The organism is Micromonospora sp. IBHARD003, assembly GCF_056106285.1.
In genome coordinates this window covers 2,555,389-2,571,919 of sequence record NZ_JBWBBX010000001.1, presented here as the reverse complement: position 1 = coordinate 2,571,919, position 16,531 = coordinate 2,555,389, and the positions used below count along the sequence as shown (strand labels likewise).

15 protein-coding genes are annotated in these 16,531 nt (G+C 72.6%); 5 read left to right on the top strand and 10 right to left on the bottom strand.

Annotated elements, in window-relative coordinates; genetic code table 11:
• Positions 1–132: 132 nt before the first annotated feature.
• From ACTWOL_RS11450 to ACTWOL_RS11440, 3 genes are all read right to left on the bottom strand, one after another.
• The gene (locus ACTWOL_RS11450; protein WP_474296525.1) at positions 133–1,707 is read right to left on the bottom strand and encodes a carboxyl transferase domain-containing protein; all 1,575 of its coding nucleotides are present in this window, start codon (positions 1,705–1,707) and stop codon (positions 133–135) included.
• Positions 1,700–3,142, bottom strand: a complete 1,443-nt coding sequence (locus ACTWOL_RS11445) for an acyl-CoA synthetase (RefSeq protein ID WP_474296524.1) — start codon at positions 3,140–3,142, stop codon at positions 1,700–1,702. The genes ACTWOL_RS11450 and ACTWOL_RS11445 overlap by 8 nt, the downstream gene beginning before the upstream one ends.
• Positions 3,143–3,370: 228 nt before the next feature.
• Positions 3,371–3,994, bottom strand: coding sequence for a LysE family transporter (locus tag ACTWOL_RS11440; RefSeq protein WP_474296523.1), 624 nt, complete (start codon positions 3,992–3,994; stop codon positions 3,371–3,373).
• A 70-nt stretch (positions 3,995–4,064) separates the two neighbouring features.
• Here ACTWOL_RS11440 and ACTWOL_RS11435 point away from each other — a divergent pair, with 70 nt between their 5' ends.
• Positions 4,065–4,493, top strand: a complete 429-nt coding sequence (locus ACTWOL_RS11435; RefSeq protein WP_474296522.1) for an Lrp/AsnC family transcriptional regulator — start codon at positions 4,065–4,067, stop codon at positions 4,491–4,493.
• 78 nt (positions 4,494–4,571) lie between these two features.
• On the opposite strand, the gene mreB is transcribed toward ACTWOL_RS11435, so the two are convergent.
• Positions 4,572–5,609 carry a rod shape-determining protein MreB gene (gene mreB / locus ACTWOL_RS11430; RefSeq protein ID WP_474296521.1) on the bottom strand — a complete coding sequence of 346 codons (1,038 nt, stop codon included), beginning with the start codon at positions 5,607–5,609 and terminating at the stop codon, positions 4,572–4,574.
• Positions 5,610–5,858: 249 nt separating this feature from the next.
• A complete protein-coding gene (locus ACTWOL_RS11425) occupies positions 5,859–6,407 on the bottom strand; it encodes a hypothetical protein (RefSeq protein WP_474296520.1) in 549 nt (182 codons plus the stop codon).
• On the opposite strand from ACTWOL_RS11425, the gene ACTWOL_RS11420 reads away from it, so the two are divergent.
• Entirely contained in the window at positions 6,387–7,400 is a 1,014-nt protein-coding gene (locus tag ACTWOL_RS11420; RefSeq protein ID WP_474296519.1) for an SCO2400 family protein, read from the top strand. The genes ACTWOL_RS11425 and ACTWOL_RS11420 overlap by 21 nt on opposite strands.
• Before the next feature lie 72 nt (positions 7,401–7,472).
• Here ACTWOL_RS11420 and ACTWOL_RS11415 read toward each other — a convergent pair whose 3' ends face one another.
• Positions 7,473–7,907 carry a MarR family winged helix-turn-helix transcriptional regulator gene (locus ACTWOL_RS11415; protein ID WP_474296518.1) on the bottom strand — a complete coding sequence of 145 codons (435 nt, stop codon included), beginning with the start codon at positions 7,905–7,907 and terminating at the stop codon, positions 7,473–7,475.
• A 92-nt stretch (positions 7,908–7,999) separates the two neighbouring features.
• Between ACTWOL_RS11415 and ACTWOL_RS11410 the strand changes: the two genes are divergently transcribed.
• Entirely contained in the window at positions 8,000–9,019 is a 1,020-nt protein-coding gene (locus ACTWOL_RS11410) for an NADP-dependent oxidoreductase (protein WP_474296517.1), read from the top strand.
• 78 nt (positions 9,020–9,097) lie between these two features.
• Here the strand turns inward: ACTWOL_RS11410 and ACTWOL_RS11405 are convergent, their stop codons facing one another.
• Entirely contained in the window at positions 9,098–11,686 is a 2,589-nt protein-coding gene (locus ACTWOL_RS11405) for a M14 family zinc carboxypeptidase (RefSeq protein ID WP_474296516.1), read from the bottom strand.
• 152 nt (positions 11,687–11,838) lie between these two features.
• Here ACTWOL_RS11405 and ACTWOL_RS11400 point away from each other — a divergent pair, with 152 nt between their 5' ends.
• Entirely contained in the window at positions 11,839–12,732 is an 894-nt protein-coding gene (locus ACTWOL_RS11400; protein ID WP_474296515.1) for an EI24 domain-containing protein, read from the top strand.
• A gap of 24 nt (positions 12,733–12,756) precedes the next feature.
• Here ACTWOL_RS11400 and ACTWOL_RS11395 read toward each other — a convergent pair whose 3' ends face one another.
• Positions 12,757–14,064, bottom strand: a complete 1,308-nt coding sequence (locus tag ACTWOL_RS11395) for a hypothetical protein (protein ID WP_474296514.1) — start codon at positions 14,062–14,064, stop codon at positions 12,757–12,759.
• A gap of 281 nt (positions 14,065–14,345) precedes the next feature.
• Positions 14,346–15,071: an SGNH/GDSL hydrolase family protein gene (locus tag ACTWOL_RS11390; RefSeq protein ID WP_474296513.1), complete on the bottom strand. Its 726-nt coding sequence runs from the start codon at positions 15,069–15,071 to the stop codon at positions 14,346–14,348.
• 446 nt (positions 15,072–15,517) lie between these two features.
• Between ACTWOL_RS11390 and ACTWOL_RS11385 the strand changes: the two genes are divergently transcribed.
• Entirely contained in the window at positions 15,518–16,012 is a 495-nt protein-coding gene (locus ACTWOL_RS11385; protein ID WP_474296512.1) for a DUF3145 domain-containing protein, read from the top strand.
• A 68-nt stretch (positions 16,013–16,080) separates the two neighbouring features.
• Here ACTWOL_RS11385 and ACTWOL_RS11380 read toward each other — a convergent pair whose 3' ends face one another.
• Positions 16,081–16,530, bottom strand: coding sequence for a MarR family winged helix-turn-helix transcriptional regulator (locus ACTWOL_RS11380; RefSeq protein WP_474296511.1), 450 nt, complete (start codon positions 16,528–16,530; stop codon positions 16,081–16,083).
• Position 16,531 lies beyond the last annotated feature (1 nt).

Genomic DNA, 16,531 nt, shown 5'->3' with positions numbered 1-16,531 from the left:
GGCGAATGTCCGCCGTACCTCGCAGCGAAGAAGGCCATCAAGTCGCCTGATATCGGGCATAGTGAACCGTCTTTATCGGGCTGTCTGTCCTGCTGTGACCGATAAGCGTGTTCCGCTCCGCTGTGACGGACTTCATGGCTGCTTCGCCGGGGCCACGATCCCCCGCACCACCCCCAGCTCCACCAGGTCCTCCGGTCGCAGTCGCAACTGGTCGGCGGTCGCGGGTGCCTCGGCGGGTGGGCGTTTGAGGATCGCCGCGGCGAGTTCCGGCGCGATGACCGAGAAGTAACTGTCGGGGGTGGCCCAGGTGTTGCCGGGCGCTGCCAGCGCCAGCGCACCGCCGGAACCGCCCTCGCCGATGACCAGCGTCGTCACCGGCACCCGTGCCTCGGCTATCGCGGCGAAGACGTCGGCGATCGCCGCGCCCGCCCCCTCCCGCTCGGCCTCCGCGTCGTTCGCGGCGCCGGGGGTGTCCACCAGCGTCAGCACGGGGATCCCGAGGCGGTCCGCGAGCCGGATCAGCCGGGCCGCCGTCCGGTACCCGGCGGGCCGGGTCGCGGTCCCCGCCTGCGCGGCGTAGGCCACCGCCCGCCCTGCCCGCAGCCCGAACCCGCAGAGCATGCCGGGATCGATGCCGCCGCGCCGGTCGCCCTGGACGGTCAGCCGCTCGTCGAAGTACGCGTCGAGATAGGCGCGGGCGCGCGGCCGCAGCGGTGAGCGCGCCCGCTGGACGGCGTCCCATCCGGTCGGCGCCCGGCCGGTCCCGCCGACGGCCGGGGGCGGCGGGGCGGGCTCGCCCACGGTCCGGCGCTCCCGGTCCCGGGCTCCGTGTGCCGGGCTCGCGGCCCGGGAAGCACCGCCCTCGCCGCGGTCCTCGGCGCCGTCCGTCGTGGGTGCGCCGCCCGCGTCTCGCCCTTCCGTGCCGTCCGCGGTCCGTGATCCGCCGGTCAGCAGCGTCAGCCACAGCGTCAGCGTGGAACGCAGTTCCCCGGGGTGGACGATCGCGTCGATCTGGCCCGCGGCCAGCTGGCCCTCGGCCGTATAGGCCCAGGGGTCGGCGTCCGGCGGCCGGACCCGTGACCCGGCGAAGCCGATCTGGGCGCCGGGCAGGGCCAGGATCACATCCGCGCCCGCGCCGAGAGTGGCCCATCCGCCGCCCGTCGTGGGATCCCGGAGCACCGCGACCTGCGGAAGCCCGGCCGCACGGGTCAGTGCGGCGGCCCGCGCCACACGCTGCAGCTGGCCGAGGGCGATCATGCCCTCCTGCATCCGGCTGCCGCCTGTCGCGATGAGCGAGACCAGGGGCAGGCACTCGGCACGGGCGTGCGCGTACGCCGCCTCCAGCCGGTCCCCGGTCCGCTCGCCCAGCGAACCGCCCATGAAGCGGAACTCGAAGGAGACCACCACGGCCCGGCGCCCGCCGATGTGCGCCACGCCCCAGACGACCGACTCCTCCTCGCCGCTGCGGGCCGCCGCCCGGGCCCGTGAGGCCCCGTACCCGTCCCAGCCGGTGGGCCCGTCCGGACAGGGACGTGCCGGGGGCGGCGGGGGAGCGGACGAGGAGCCCGGGTCCGGGGCAGCGGATGCCGCATCCGACTCCACCGCGTCCGACTCCGCCGCCTCCGCTGCCGACGGCGGCAGTGGAGCCTCCTCGAACGTGTCGGTGACGAGCGCTATCGCGGCCCGCGCGGTCAGTCCGTCAGCCATGGGGCAGCGCCCGCTTCATGATCTTGCCCATGTCGTTGCGCGGCAGTGCCTCCAGGAAGCGGACCGTGCGGGGCCGCTTGTGGGGGGCGAGCTGCGCGGCGACATGGCCGGCGAGGTCCTCCGGGGACGGCGGACGCTCCGGATCCGCCGCCACCACCCACGCCACGACCCGCTCGCCGAGATCCGCGTCCGGCTCGCCGGTCACCGCGACCTCGCGCACATCCGGGTGGTCCAGCAGCGCGTTCTCGATCTCGCCTGCCCCGATCTTGTAGCCACCGCTCTTGATCAGATCGGTCGCCTTGCGGCCCACGATCCGTACGGAGCCGTCCGCGTCCCGTACGGCCATGTCGCCGGTGCGGAACCACTCCCCGTCGAACGCCGCCGCCGTCGCGTCGGGCCGGTGGAGATACCCGGTGAACAGGTTCGGGCCCTTCACCTGGATCTCGCCGACCGTCTCGCCGTCGTACTCCGTGATCTCGGAAGCGTCCTCCTCGACCAGCCGCAGCGCGACGCCCCGCAGCGGTACGCCCACCGACCCGGGCCGTGCCTGGCCGTCGGCGCGGACGCTGGTGTTCATCAGCGTCTCCGTCATCCCGTACCGCTCGACGACCCTCCGTCCGGTGGCTGCCGCGATCCGTTCGTGGTCGTACAGGGGCAGCGCCGCCGAGCCGGAGACCAGTAGCCGGGCACCCGCCAGGGCCTTCGCCAACTCCGCGTCGTCATCGAGCGCTTCGGCCAGCCGGTGGTACATCGTCGGCACCCCGAACAGCATCGTCCCGCCCGCACCCAGCTCCCGCGCGACACCTTCCGGCGAGAACCTCCCGAGGTGCCGCACCGACCCGCCCCGGCGCAGCGGCCCGAGGATCCCCAGGATCAGCCCGTGCACATGGAACAGCGGCAGCGCCTGGACGAGTACGTCGTCCCCGGTCCACGCCCAGGCATCCTCGAGCGCGTCCAGTGAGGCCGCGATCGCCCGCCGGGGCAGCACGGCACCCTTCGGCGGTCCGGTCGTCCCCGACGTGTAGACGACCAGAGCCGGGGACTCGGGTCCGGGCTCGGCCGGGAGCGTACCGTCAGGCTCTCCGGACACCGGGACGTCCAGCCGCTCCAACCCGGCCAGTACCGGGGGCAGTTCGTCCCGCGGGGCCGCGAGCACCAGCGACGGCGCACTGTCCCCGACGATATGGGCCAGCTCCCGCTCACCGGTCTTCGGGTTCAGCGGCACCGCGGGAACCCCCGCGAGCAGCGCCGCGACCACACCGACCGCCGTCTCCAGGGTGGGCGTGGCCCACACCGCGACCCGTCCCGAGCCCGAGATCCGCCGCGCCAGCGACCCCGCCGCCGCGGCCAGTTCGCCGTACGTCAGCGCACGGTCGCCGAACCGCAGGGCGGGACGGTCCGGCCCTGCGGCCAGCGCCGGGAACAGAGCACCCACGAGTCGTCCTCCTCAAGTCGGGTCCGCACGGGGCCGTTCGTGCACGCCTGCGGTCCATGCCCGCAGGCCGCACCCGCAGCCCTGACCATTCTCCCCACTCCGCGTCTACTCGTGCGTAACAAATGGGCTCGGGATGCGACGCCGCTCGTGCGAAGGAGACGGGAAAGCGAGGACGGGAAGACGTCCGGGCGGGAAAGCGAGGACGGGAAGGCGACCTGGCGGGAAGCGTCACGGCAGGGGCAGCGCCAGTCGCAGCGCGTACACCGCCACCAGCCCGAAGCCCGCCCGGAAGGTCCAGGCCCGTGCCCGTGCGCCGATCCGCGCCCCCGCCACTCCGCTCGCCGCGACGAGCAGCTGCTGCCAGACGAGCGAGGCGACGAAGACCCCGGCCACGAACACCGCACCGGCGGTGCCACTGCTCAGGGTGGCGCCCTGAGCGGTGGTGAGCGCGGCGAAGTAGAGCGCGGTGGTCGGGTTGACGAGGGTGAGCGCGGCGAATCGCGCGAAGGTCCGTATGGCCCCACCGGGTGCCTCGGCGACGACGGCGGGGCCGTCGCCCGGGTGCCGCGACGCCCACAGTCCCCGCACCGCGATCGCCATCAGGACCGCGGCGGACACCAGCCGCACCCATGCCTCCACCCCGGAGAGGGCGGATGCGACCAGCGGGCCGAGGGCCGTCGCCAGAGCGGCGTACGCGAGATCCACGACCGCCACGGCCGCCGCAGCCGCGACGGCGCTCCGGCGGCCCCGCATCCCCTCCTGTATCAGCAGTACACCCACCGCGCCGAGGGGCATCGCCACACCGAGACCGGCGGCCGCGCCGGCGACCGCTGTCGTCCACATCTCGCTCATGGCGCACACCATCGGGCTGCGTCCGCGACCGACGCGGCCGGATTACGGTCTCTGCTGCGACAATCGCGGCATGGACCGCATCGACAGTGAAATCCTCGGAGTGCTACAGGAGGATGCGCGGATCTCGTACCGCGATCTCGGGGTACGGGTCGGGCTGAGCGCGAACGCCGCGGCCGACCGAGTGCGCAGGATGCGCCGCGAGGGCGTGATCCGGGGCTTCACGACCCTTGTCGACCCGGCGGCGGCGGGCAGCCGCGAGGGCCTCGTCGTGTTCATCGACATCACCCTGCGCCTGGACACCACGAACGAGGAGTTCGAGGAGGTGGTGCTGCGTCTCCCGGGCATCACGGAGGTCGTCCACGTCACGGGTGCCCATGACTATCTGGTGCGTGCCCGCGCTGCCGACCCCTCGGCCCTGGACAGCCTGCTGCGCCGTCTCAAGCGGGAGGCGGGCGTGGCCCAGTCGAGCACACGGATCGCACTGCGCGCCGCGCGGTGACGGGCGACCGGGCGGACGGACCTTGAGCCGGGGGCCGGGGGGACGGGGGCCGGCCACGGATGCCGGGCAGCGCGGCGTTCAGGCCGTGAGCGGGCTGAGGACCACCGAGGGCACCCGCCCCTCCAGCATCGCCCCGAGGCCGAGCACCGCACACACGTCGGGCTGCTCGGCGATGTGCACCGGCATACCGGTCTCGTCGCGCAGCATCTGGTCGAGTCCCGGCAGCAGCGCACTGCCGCCGACCATCATGATCCCGCGGTCGGCGAGGTCGGCCACCAGATCGGGCGGGCACTCGCGCAGCACCTTCCCGATGCCGTCGAGCACGGCGGTGAGCGGGGTGTGGATGGCGTCGCGCACGGCCGCGGTGTCCACCTTCACCGAACGCGCGAGCCCGGTCGCCACATCGCGGCCGTGGATCTCCGTGGACTCGGGTCCCCGCGTGGTGAGCCCGTTCTCGTTCAGCGCGAGCTGGAGCGGGCGTACGGACTGGCTGGGCAGCATCAGCGCGTGCTGGTGGCGCAAGTGCTGGATCACCGCGTGGTCGACCGCGTCGCCGCCGACGGGGATCCGTACGGCCGTGACGATCGAGCCCAGGGAGAGCACCGCGACCTGGGTGGTGGCGGCCCCGCAGGCCATGATCATGGTGGCCGTGGGCTGCTCCACGGGGAGCCCGCAGCCGACGGCGGCCGCGATCAGGGTGTCGACGAGCTCGACGCGCCGGGCACCGAGACCGACCAGTGTCTCCACGGTGGCACGCTGCGCCAGTGGATCGGCCTGGTGCGGGGTGCACGCCGCGGCGCGCAGCCGGGGCTTGCGGCGCAACTGGCGGCGGAGCTTCTCGCCGAGGAGGTGCCGCAGCATGCGCTGGGCCATCTCGATGTCCACGACGGTGCCGCCGGACACGGGACGCAAGACCCGGATGTAGTCAGGGGTACGGCCGGTCATCTTCTGGGCGAGCTCACCGACGGCGATGAGCGCCCCGTTGCGCATGTTGACGGCCGCCACGCTGGGCTCGTCGACGACGAGGCCGGCGCCCTTGACGAAGACGCGGGTCCGCGCGGCGCCGATGTCGACGGCCACATGGCAGCGGCGCAACTGGTCGAGGCTGACGGTCACGGCGGTCCTCCCGTGGTCGGTTCCTCCTCGCATCCTGCGACCGCACCGCGCGGGGCGCGCGCTGGGCTGATCCGCTCGGGGTGTGCCGTCACCGGCCCGGCAGCGTGTCGTCCTTGACGGCGCATCAGTGAATCCGCGCGCACCGCGCCGGTTCACGACCTCCGAGTCCGCGGATCCACGGCCCTCCGAGTCCCGCGGATCCACGGCCCTCCGCAGGGCGCCCCGGCGCCGGCCGGATACGGGTCCGTGTCACATGAGGCGCTGCAGCAGGCCCCAGGTGAACTCCGCGACGCACGGCCCTCCTCGGGGCGAGGTGAACGCGAGCCGCCAACGGGTCGGAGCCGTACCCTCCATCGGGCGTACGGGGGCGAAGGCCCTGGCCACCTCGTCGACCGTGCAGGACCAGGGGAGCAGATCGGCCTCCGACCGAAGCTCGGGTCCTTTCGCGCCCGGCGCCCTGACCAGCCAGGCGTTCCACACGGCTCCGCCCGGTGCCGCCAGCACTTCGAAGCGCAGGTCCGGCCACAGCGGAACGGGCCACAGCAGGGCCTCGCACTCCAGATCGCCAATGCGGCGGCGGGTGGCGGACTCCGGCTCGCCGAGCACGGAGCGGTAACGGGACAGCGCGGCGCGCGCCCGGGGTGAGCGTGTCATCGCCTGCCAGCGGCGGTTCGCCTCACGCATGTCCGTGATCGAAGCCCCCAGCAGGCGGCGGGCGTCCTCGACGAGCTCCGGCTGGTGGTCGGCCATCCGGCGGAGCAGGACGAGCTGGAACTCATGGGGCCCGAAGCTGTGCATGCCGTCCATCGTGCCCGGCGGCTGCCGTCGTTCCGCTGTCGTTTCGCTGCTGTCGCTGACGTTCCGCCTACGGACGAGGGACTCGTGTCCGGCCCGCCGTGGGCCCCGTGCGCCCCGCCGCGGAATCCGCAGCGGGCCTTGCGCCGGGACGGTCCGCCTGGCCAGGCACATTGCTGCGGAATATTCGATTCCACACAGGATCCTCACAGTCCCGGCTATCTCCGGTGCCTCTCGCCTGCGTACGCTGCGGGCGCCATGGACTACTGCTACCCGTGCCGTCGGCACCTCAATGGGGCTCTGGCGTGTGCCGGATGCGGTACCCCCGCGGAGGAGCTGAGGCACCATCGCCCCGCCGTGCCCGCGGATGACGTCGTCATCGAGCTCGCCGGTGTGCGCGATGAGGTCCGTCCGTCGTCGGGGCATCGTCGTGCCCCCGCCGCCGGCCGGGCGCGCAGGTCCGCCGGTACGCGCAGGCGCCGCAAGCGCGGCCGCAAGGTGGTGATCGGCACGGTGGGACTGGCGCTCGCCGCGGGTGCGCTGAGCCTCGCGGAGCTGGCCAGGGAGGCCGTGTGGAACGACGGTGCCTCGGTGGAGGTCCGTGAGGAGAACGAGCCGCTCCCGGTCGACGACATACCCGAGCCGACCGTCAGCGACGAGCCCGCCGACGGCCCGAGCGAGGTCAGCGAGCCGCCGGCCAAGCGGTCCGCCGCGGCCGGATCCGGTCCCGGCGCGGTCGGCACCACCGGTACGGAGGGAAGCGGTGCGCGCCCCACGGCCGTCGCGTCCTCCTCCAGGGGGGTGCGGTCCGGTGCGTCCGCCCCTGCTTCGGATCCGAGCAGTGACGTTTCTTCATCGCCCTCCGCGGACCCCGGCGACGGTCCTTCTCGATCGGAACCGGCGCCTTCTCAGCCGCTGGCACCTCAGGTGCCGACGCCCACGCCGACCCCGGCTCCCAGCGAGACGTGCACCTGGTTCCTCTTCTGGTGCACATGAGGCCCTGCTCCAGAGGCAAGGGCAAGGACAAGGGGCAGGGCAGGGGTCGGGTTGAAGGCCGGCGCAGGCGGCCTATCCGGTGGTCTCGCCCAGCATCCGCTTGAGCAGGTCCCGCAGCACGGTCCGCTCCTGAGCCGACAGCTCCGCCAGCGGCTCGCGGGCGAAGTGCAGGGATTCCCGCAGCTGCCGCGCGGTCTCCCGGCCCTCTGCCGTCGCCGCGGCGATCTTCACCCGCCGGTCGGCCGGATCCGGTCTCCGCTCGACGAGACCCCGGGTCTCCAGCCGGTCGATGATCCCCGTCACGTTCGACGGCTCGCACCTCAGCTGCAGGGCGAGCCTGCGCATGGGGGTGGCCTCCATGGCGAGCAGTCCCAGCACCCGTGCCTGGGCTCCGGTCAGATGGTGCCGCGCCGCGGCCGCCTCGTACTCGTCGTGGTAGCGGGCCACGACCGAGCCGATGAGATCGACGACCTCGAGGGTGAGCGGGTCCGGTGGTGTGATGGCCATGGCAGCAAGCATACCCAGAAACTTGACAACCTGAAATATCCAGTCGCATGGTTGTTTCAGGTCCTGAAACTTCTCTAGGAGGCATCGCAGCCATGTCCGCACTTCCCGCATCCAGCCGTGAATGGCACCTCGTCGCCCGTCCCCACGGCTGGCCCAAGCCGGAGGACGTCGCCCTGCGTGAAGCCCCGGTGGCGGAGCCGGGCGAAGGCCGGATCCTCGTCCGCAACCTCCACTTCTCGGTCGACCCGTACATGCGTGGCCGGATGAACGACATGAAGTCCTACCTGCCGCCGTTCCAGCTGGACCGGCCCATGGAGGGCGGCGCGGTGGGCGAGGTCGTCGCCTCGAACGCCGAGGGCTTCGCCGTCGGCGACCACGTCCTGCACGGTCTCGGGTGGCGTGAGTACGCCGATGTTCCCGCCACGCACGCCACGAAGGTCGACGCGTCCGCCGCCCCGCTCTCCGCCTACCTGGGTGTGCTCGGCATGCCCGGCCTCACCGCCTACGCGGGCCTCTTCGAGGTCGCCTCCTTCAAGGAGGGCGACGCGGTCTTCGTCTCCGGCGCCGCCGGTGCCGTGGGCAGCCTGGTCGGCCAGATGGCGAAGCTCAGGGGTGCCTCGCGCGTCATCGGCTCGGCCGGCTCCGACGAGAAGGTCAAGCTGCTGGTCGAGGAGTACGGCTTCGACGCCGCGTTCAACTACAAGAACGGCCCCGTCGCCCAGCAGCTGCAGGAGGCTGCCCCCGACGGCATCGACGTCTACTTCGACAACGTCGGTGGCGACCACCTCGAGGCCGCGATCTCCTCGCTGAACACCCACGGCCGGGCCGCTCTCTGCGGAATGATCGCCCAGTACAACGCGACCGAGCCCACCCCCGCCCCGCGCAACCTCGCGATGGTGATCGGCAAGCGGCTGCGGCTGCAGGGTCTGCTGGTCTCCGACCATGCGGGACTCCAGCAGCAGTTCGTCCAGGAGGTCGCCGGCTGGCTGCGCTCCGGCGCGCTCAAGTACAACGAGACCGTCGTCGAGGGCATCGAGAACGGCTTCGACGCGTTCCTCGGAATGCTCCGCGGTGAGAACACCGGAAAGATGGTCGTTTCCCTCAACCGCTGAGCAGGTCGTGCCGGCGCGACTGTGCGCCACGCCACCGTGCCGCACCCCGACCACCGGGGTGCGGCACGGTCTTCGCCCTCAGCCCAGCAGCGCCCGGCCCACCTGGGCGAACACGCCCTTGGGGTGGTCACGGAACAGCGGCTCGGTGCCGAACAGGGCCACGAAGGCCCCGCGCGCGGTCGTGCCGCTGACGACCGCAGCCTTCCCCGCGGCGTCCTTCGGCCCGCCCTTGCCGCCGGTGCCGGTCCGCCAGTGCCCGGCCACCAGCGGGTTGCCCGCGGCGTACGACTGCTCCGTCCGCACCCCCCTGCCGAGGTCCGTGAACCACAGCGGCGCATAGACGAAGCTGTGGGCCGGGGTCCCCGACGTGACCGGCCCGCCCGAACCGGCCATGCGGACGACGCCGTTGGCGTCCCCGTTGCCCTGCACCGCGTGTGCCTCGAGCAGCCCCGCCGCCGCGTTGAAGGCGGCGCCGTCGGCCCCCAGGGCGACCACGCTCGTGCCCTTGCGTGCGAGGAAGCGGGACAGCGCGCCGCGGGCCGCCGGGGTCAGCTTCGCGTGGTCCAGATCCGTCGACACGAACAGGGCGTCCGCCTTCGACCAGTCGAAGCCCGCGTTGAGCACCCGCGTCGACACGGGGATCACGCTGAAGCCCATCTCGCGCAGCGCGAACATCTCGCCCGCGCCGATCGCGGCCGCGACCCTGGTGCGCTCCAGCACCGCACCGCCGCGTTCCGAGGTCGCCCGGAACACCACCCCGTAACGCTTCGCCAGGGCCTCGGCCCGCGCGCGTGCCGAGCCCGGCACCACCACCGCCCCGAAGCCGGAGGACCTGCGCACCTTCACGCCCTCGGCGAGCAGCGCGTTCAACGCGGCCAGTTCCCCGGGGTCGTCCAGCCGCAGCCGCAGATCGCCGTGCCGTGCCACGAGACCCGTGGGGGTGGCCGCGGTCACCGGGCGGCTGTCGACCCGCAGGTCACCGCCCGCCACCCGGTCGACCCTGTGCACGGTCGCGCCCCACAGCAGCCCGAGGCTCCAGCCCGAGATGTCGTACATCGTCGAGACGTCCGCGCTGATGTCCCGGCCCCTCGCGAGGAGGGCGTTCGCCATTCCGCGCTTGGGCTGGTGCAGATCGACGAGGTACGACCCGGCCGGATAGAGGCGTCCTGCCAGCCGGAAGCTCTTGCGCGCCCGCTCGACCCGTACGTCGTTCGCGATCAGATGGTCCACGAGCCGGGCCGCCGAGGTCGCGCTCCTCTGGGGCCGGCCCGCGGGGATCACGTACACGCGCGGGAATCTCGTGGTGTACACGTCCTCGGGCCCGATGCCGGGCACCCCCGGCACCGTCTTCTCCGACACAGGCCGCTGCGCCTCGCCTGCCGCGCCCCGCCGGAACGTCTCGATCTGGTCGGCGAGCACGGACGTACGACGGGTGTGGGTGTAGTCGAGCGCGGCGCGCATCGCCGCACCCGCGACCCGCGTGTTGATCGTGGCCCGGCGGCGCAGTTCGGCGACGGGCAGGGAGGCGTACTCCTCGTTGTTCACCGCCATCGGGATCTCGATGGTGTGCGAGGCGACCGCGCCCTGGAACGGCATGTACTGGGGGGTGAAGACGGGCGGCCAGTCGTCCCAGCCCTCCTTCTCGTCCCGGAACGGGATCGTCGCCGGCTTCACCCCGTCCTTCGCCTCGGTGTAGCCGAGACCGTTGACGGCCTTCTCCATGCCCAGGGCGTTGGCGTAGGCGTTCTTGAGGAAGAGGTCGTACTCGTAGTTCTCGCCGTGCGGCGGGGTCGTCGGCTCGATCAGCGTGCCGTTGACGTACCCGTGCAGATCCAGCATCACCGCGGGCTGCTTGTCGATGGCGATGCGGCGCATCGCGCGGGTCTCGGGCTGTGAGGCGGTGACGAAGTCGCGGTTGAGGTCGAAGCCGTTCGCATTGGCACGCGTCCCGGCGATCCGCCCGTCCGGATTCGCCGTCACGTTGAAGTAGACGCGGTTGCGGGCGAGCAGTCCGGTGGTCCTGGCGTCCTTCGCCTTCGCCAGTTCCTCGATCAGCCGAAGGGCGGCGTCCGTGCCCTCCCACTCGTTGCCGTGGATGTTGTTGTTGATGAAGACCGGAGTCTTGTACGCGGCCTTGATGTGCCGGTCCCCGGCCGCGACCGCGGGCCGGTTCTCGATGAGCTCGCGCATCCGCTCCTGGTCACGGGCCTGGCGGGCTGTCTCCGGAGCGGTGACGGTGACGAGGTAGAGCTCGTGCCCTCCGGCCGAGCGTCCGGCGACCTCCACACTGACCCGGTCGCCGAGCCTCTGCAGGGTGTTCAGACGCGGAGCGAGGGCGTGGTACGGGGCGAGGCCCAGCTTGATCGCGCTGTCCGAGGGGTTGGCGGGCGGCGCCTTGAGCACCGTCCTGCGCGGATAGCCGCCTTCCTTGCGCAGCGCGGGGGCCGCGTCCTCCAGCGCCCGGAGCGCGGAGCTCCCGGCCGGAGCGGGCGCGGCGGTCTCGCCGGTGTCCCGCCCGCCGCCCTCCCGGACCGGGTGGGGCCTCGGGTCCGCGCCGTCGCGGCCGGGGGCGGCGACGGCCTGGCCTGGGGCCAGCAGCAGCGCGCCCAGGACGGCGGCGGCAGCGCTGCCCGCGGTGGCGGCCAGGGCGGTTCGGGACATAGCCATACGGAGCGACCTCCGGGTCGGAAATGATCGGTACGCAGGTCTACCTGCTCAACTCCCGAACAACAAGAGGGGGTTGAGGGCCCCCTGAGGCACTCGGGGCTCCTGTGCGGGTCACGGCCGGCGTGTTCAGGCCACCCGATAAGCTGTGCGGCATGCGTGATTTCGGGGCGGGCTTCGGCTACATGGTGAAGGGCCAGAAGTGGGTCGGCAGGCACGGCCGGTGGTTCGGCTTCGGACTGCTGCCGGGACTGGTCACCCTCGTGCTGTACGCCGGTGCGCTCGTCGGCCTCGCCTACGGAGCGGACGACCTGGTGGCGTGGGCGACACCGTTCGCCGACGACTGGTCGTCCGCGTGGCTGACGCTGTTCCGGGGCTTCCTCACCGCGCTGCTGTTCGTCTTCGGGCTCTTCCTGGCCGTGATCACCTTCACCGCCGTGACCCTGCTCGTCGGACAGCCCTTCTACGAGTCCCTCTCCGAACAGGTCGACCGTACCGAGGGCGGCGAGGTGCCCGAGTCCGGGCTGCCGCTCTGGCGCGAGCTGTGGATCTCCGCCCGGGACAGCCTGAAGGTGGTCCTGAGGGTCGCCCTCTACGGTGTGCTGCTCTTCGCCCTGGGCTTCGTCCCGGTCATCGGGCAGACCGTCGTACCGGTGATCGGCTTCCTGGTCTCCGGGTTCTTCCTCGCCGAGGAGCTCACGGCGGTGGCGCTGCAGCGGCGCCGCGTCGAACTGAAGGAACGCCTCGCCCTGCTGCGCGGCCGCCGCATGCTCACCCTCGGCTTCGGTGTCCCGCTCGCCCTGGCCTTCGTGGTGCCGTTCGTCGCGGTCTTCCTGATGCCGGGCGCGGTGGCGGGAGCGACGCTGCTGGTACGGGATCTGACGGGCGCCCCTGACGAGCCGGAGGCGCAGGCGGGAGCGGGACACCCCGTTCCGTCGCCGTCTCCGTCGGCACCGCAGGGCCCGTACGCACCGCAGGGCCCCTATGCGCCGCAGCCCCAGGGACCGTATGCCCCCGGGGCCCCGTACGGCCTCGGCAAGGGTCAGTGACGCCCACCGCGCCGCCGGCTTCGGTCAGTCCCGTCGTTCCCGATCGCTCGCAGCGACCGTGATGATCGACCTGACCTGGGCGATGATGTCCAGCCGGTTCCGGACGAACTCGGGGTCGGTGACGGTGCCCTTCGCAGGGTCGGTGTTGCCCGAGCCGAACTGGAGCACCGGGGTGTGGACATGCCCGCCCGGAAGTGTGTCGTGCAGACCGAGGCGGTCGCGCAGCAGCGTCGCCCGGTAGGCGATCTCGTTGGAGAGGTAGTCACCGCCCCCACCCGCGCGGGCCGTGGAACCGGGCGTCGGGCCGTCGGGACGCACCACGGGACCGGCTCCGCCCGCCGGTATCTCGGTGACCGAGGTGTTGTCGTAGACGGGGAAGCGGCCCGTATGTGCGGCGACGACGGCCACGTACGGCAGGGTCGTCGACGTCCACTGGGGCTGTGTGAGCGGGGCGGTGACCGGGATCGTCTCGGTACGCGACAGGTTCTCGTTGTCGGGGAAGCCGCCGCGCCAGGCGCCGTTGGTGCGTTCGATGTCGAACCGGCCCACCCTGCCCTGGCTCACGGTCGTGAACAGGTCGGCCTGCGGGAGCCGCCCGACCAGCGTCCGCTCGACCGTACCGGCCGCGAAGTCGGACCAGCGGACCGGGAAGACCGCCGTCTCGATCCGCGCCGGGCGTCCGTCGGCGGTGCGCACCCAGGTGCCGTCCAGGGCGAGCGCCGTCGCTCCGCTCGGGTTGCTGATCCGGATGTCGCGGTCCAGCGTGAACGGGTCGAAGCCCGTCATGACGATGCGCCTGACGCCCTTTCCGCGCGGGAAGTCCATGTCGTCCTGGCCGCGTGAGGTCCGCTCCAGCCGGTCCAGCAGCGCGGCCCGTGCGGTGTCGCCGATGCCGAACTCCGGCTGCCACCGGCGCAGTTCCCTGGTCATCGCCAGCCGCGCCCAGTACAGCGGCCTGTCGTCGTCCCGGCTCAGATCGCCCGTCGCCGGGCCTCTGCCCTGGGCGCGGTCGACGGCGCCGCGCCAGAGCCCGGTGCCGTGCCGGGTGACGGCCCGCCACGCCTCCCCGTACGAGTCCGCCGCGCGCAGCGCACGTGTGAACGCGCTCGTTCGGGAGTCGAATCCGCTGCGCCGCAGGATCTCCTGCGGTACGGCCGACTCCAGTCGCCGCTCCTCCACGGTGACGGGCCACGGTGCACCCTCCCCGGGCGCCGCAGCCGCAGGCTTGGTCGAGGCAGAGGCAGACGCCGAGGCGGGCGTGGTGCCGAGCACCGCGCCCGCCACCACAACCGCCGAGACGGCCAGCGCTGCCGAGGTCCGTATTCGCCGCACGCGAGATCCTTTCGCCGGTACTGTTCAACCTGAAGTCGCCAGTATCGGAAAGGAGTTCGGCCGTGAACAGAGCGTCTCACGGGACACGGGGAGTGCCCCGGGGATCCTGGAGCGGCGCCGAGCACATCGGTCGTCCCCGCTCCGGCGCGCCTTCGGGATCCATGGCGGGCAAGCGGCATCCTGGACCTTCTTGCCCGGCAGTGTGAGGCACCCTGTGCGACCCCGGGGCGGTCCCCTGACAGCCGCCCCGGGGTTTCCCTCGGGCCCCGTCGCCCGGACGACTACGTCGGCGGCTTCTCGGCGGTCACGTTCCGATAGGCGATCTCCGCCAGCCGCTCCTGGCCGTCCCTGCCGGGGTGGAACCAGTCCCAGGGGCTCAATTGCTCGCCCGTGAACCGGTAGTCGAAGACGTCCCCTCCGTCGTACCGGCAGCGCCGGTCCTTCGCGCAGACGCCCTTCAGCGCCTGGTTGTACGCCACCACCCGCGCGTGCACCCGTGCCCTGCGCCGCTCGGCGGCCCCGCCCATGTCCTCGGCGTCACCGAGCATCGAGGCGCAGATGCCCAGCTTCCAGACCTGCCGCACGAGCGGATCGGTGCGTCCGGCCGACCACAGCCGCTTCAGGTCCGGCACGCTCGACACATACACCTGCGCCTTGGGCGCGGTGCGCCGCAGCGCGGCCATCGCCGCCTCGAACGACGCGGTGAACTCCGCAACGGGGGTCATCAGATCGGGTGAGTCGCGGCAGGCGTCGTTGGCGCCTGCCATCACCGTGACCAGCTCGGGGCGGCGCGCCGCCGCCTGGGTCATCTGCGCCGGGAGATCCGCCATCCGCGCCCCGCTCCTGGCGTGGTTCCAGCTGCGCTCCGCCGCGGCCGGGCCGAGCAACCGCGACGCGAGGCTGCGTACCCCGGTGCCACTTCCGGTCGCCCAGGAAACTTCGGGGCAGTCCGTCAGCAGCGCACAGGCGTCGAAACCGCGGGTGATCGAGTCGCCGACGGCGGCCACCGAGGCGGGTGTGCGGTCCCAGACCGGGGTGGGGGAGGGGGACGGGCGGGGTGCCTCGGGCCGGCCGCTCGGTGGCGCGGAGGGCGGAGCATCACAGCCCGTCACCACCGCGGCCCCGGCGAGCACCGCCGCCGTCAATACGGCGACGACGGCATTCGGGCGACGTGTCCGTCGCCCGTTCCGCCGGTTTTCACGCATCCTGCCCCCCGCTTCGGCGTCCTGCCGGGTGAAAGCTCTGTGTGTCCGGCACTTCCGCCGGTCGCCACGACACCCCGGGTCGCCCGGCGCACGGTAGCTTTGCCCCCGTCGAACCAGAGGCACCTGGCCCACTGGCTCCGGTAAATTACATCACGTCACATGCTGTCCGTTTTGCGGAGTTTCGCGCCTGATGCTGTTTACTGAGGCCCCTGGCGAAAGGCGAACCTCGTCCCACACTGGAGGTCCCGGTGACGACACGCGGCGTTCTGTACGTTCACTCCGCACCGCGCGCGCTGTGCCCGCACGTCGAATGGGCGGTTGCGGGCGTACTCGGCGTGCGGGTCCAGCTCGACTGGATCAGGCAGCCGGCGTCGCCGGGCACGTGGAGAGCGGAATTCTCCTGGCAGGGCGAGGCGGGCACGGCGTCCAAACTCGCGTCCGCACTGCGCGGCTGGCAGATGCTCCGGTTCGAGGTCACCGCGGAGCCCTCGGCCGCCGCCGAGGGCGAGCGCTACAGCGCCACCCCCGGCCTCGGTATCTTCCACGCCGTCACCGGCATCCACGGTGACATCCTGATCCCCGAGGACCGGCTGCGCGCCGCCCTCGCCCGCTCGGTGCAGGGTGAGACGGAGCTCGAGGCAGAGATCTCACGCCTCCTGGGCAAGCCCTGGGACGACGAGCTCGAGCCGTTCCGGTACGCGGGCGAGGGTGCCCCCGTCCGCTGGCTCCATCAGGTCGTCTGACGCCGAGGTATCCGGTCAAGTCCGCTTGTCCGCCGGTTCGGTTCGTGCCGCCGGTTCGGCTCGCGCCGTCAGCGCTTCCCGGGTGCCTCCTCCTGCCGGTCGAGCTCGGTGAGCAGCTTTCTCAGGAACGCCCGCGTGGCGGCGACCTCCCGTCCCGGCAGGGTCTCGAACAGCGCACGGTGCCGTGCCGCCGCCCGCTCCGTGACGCTCGCGAGGACCTCCCGGCCGCCGGGGGTGAGCGTCAGCAGAGGTGAGCCCCGGTGCTCGGGGTTGGCGGCGTAGACGGCGTGCCCGAGCTCCACCAGGTCGTTGGCGACGCGCTGCACGTTCTGCCGGGTGACCCCGAGCCGGCGCGCCGCCTGAGGCACGGTGAGTGCCTCCGCCGAGGCCACGCTCAGCACCTGCCAGCGGGCCTGGGTCAGGCCCTCGGTCTGCGCGGTCCGCTCGCCGAGCCGGCGCAGCGCTCCCGCGGCTTCGAACACATCGGCCACCAGCAGGGCCATCTCGTCGGTGGGCAAC

Coding starts and splice junctions, on each gene's coding strand:
- ACTWOL_RS11425 (WP_474296520.1), bottom strand. CDS start 6,407: ATGCACAGCTTCGGGCCCCATGAGTTCCAGCTCGTCCTGCTCCGCCGG.
- ACTWOL_RS11410 (WP_474296517.1), top strand. CDS start 8,000: ATGTCCGCACTTCCCGCATCCAGCCGTGAATGGCACCTCGTCGCCCGT.
- ACTWOL_RS11420 (WP_474296519.1), top strand. CDS start 6,387: ATGGGGCCCGAAGCTGTGCATGCCGTCCATCGTGCCCGGCGGCTGCCG.
- ACTWOL_RS11415 (WP_474296518.1), bottom strand. CDS start 7,907: ATGGCCATCACACCACCGGACCCGCTCACCCTCGAGGTCGTCGATCTC.
- ACTWOL_RS11440 (WP_474296523.1), bottom strand. CDS start 3,994: ATGAGCGAGATGTGGACGACAGCGGTCGCCGGCGCGGCCGCCGGTCTC.
- ACTWOL_RS11405 (WP_474296516.1), bottom strand. CDS start 11,686: ATGGCTATGTCCCGAACCGCCCTGGCCGCCACCGCGGGCAGCGCTGCC.
- ACTWOL_RS11435 (WP_474296522.1), top strand. CDS start 4,065: ATGGACCGCATCGACAGTGAAATCCTCGGAGTGCTACAGGAGGATGCG.
- ACTWOL_RS11450 (WP_474296525.1), bottom strand. CDS start 1,707: ATGGCTGACGGACTGACCGCGCGGGCCGCGATAGCGCTCGTCACCGAC.
- ACTWOL_RS11400 (WP_474296515.1), top strand. CDS start 11,839: ATGCGTGATTTCGGGGCGGGCTTCGGCTACATGGTGAAGGGCCAGAAG.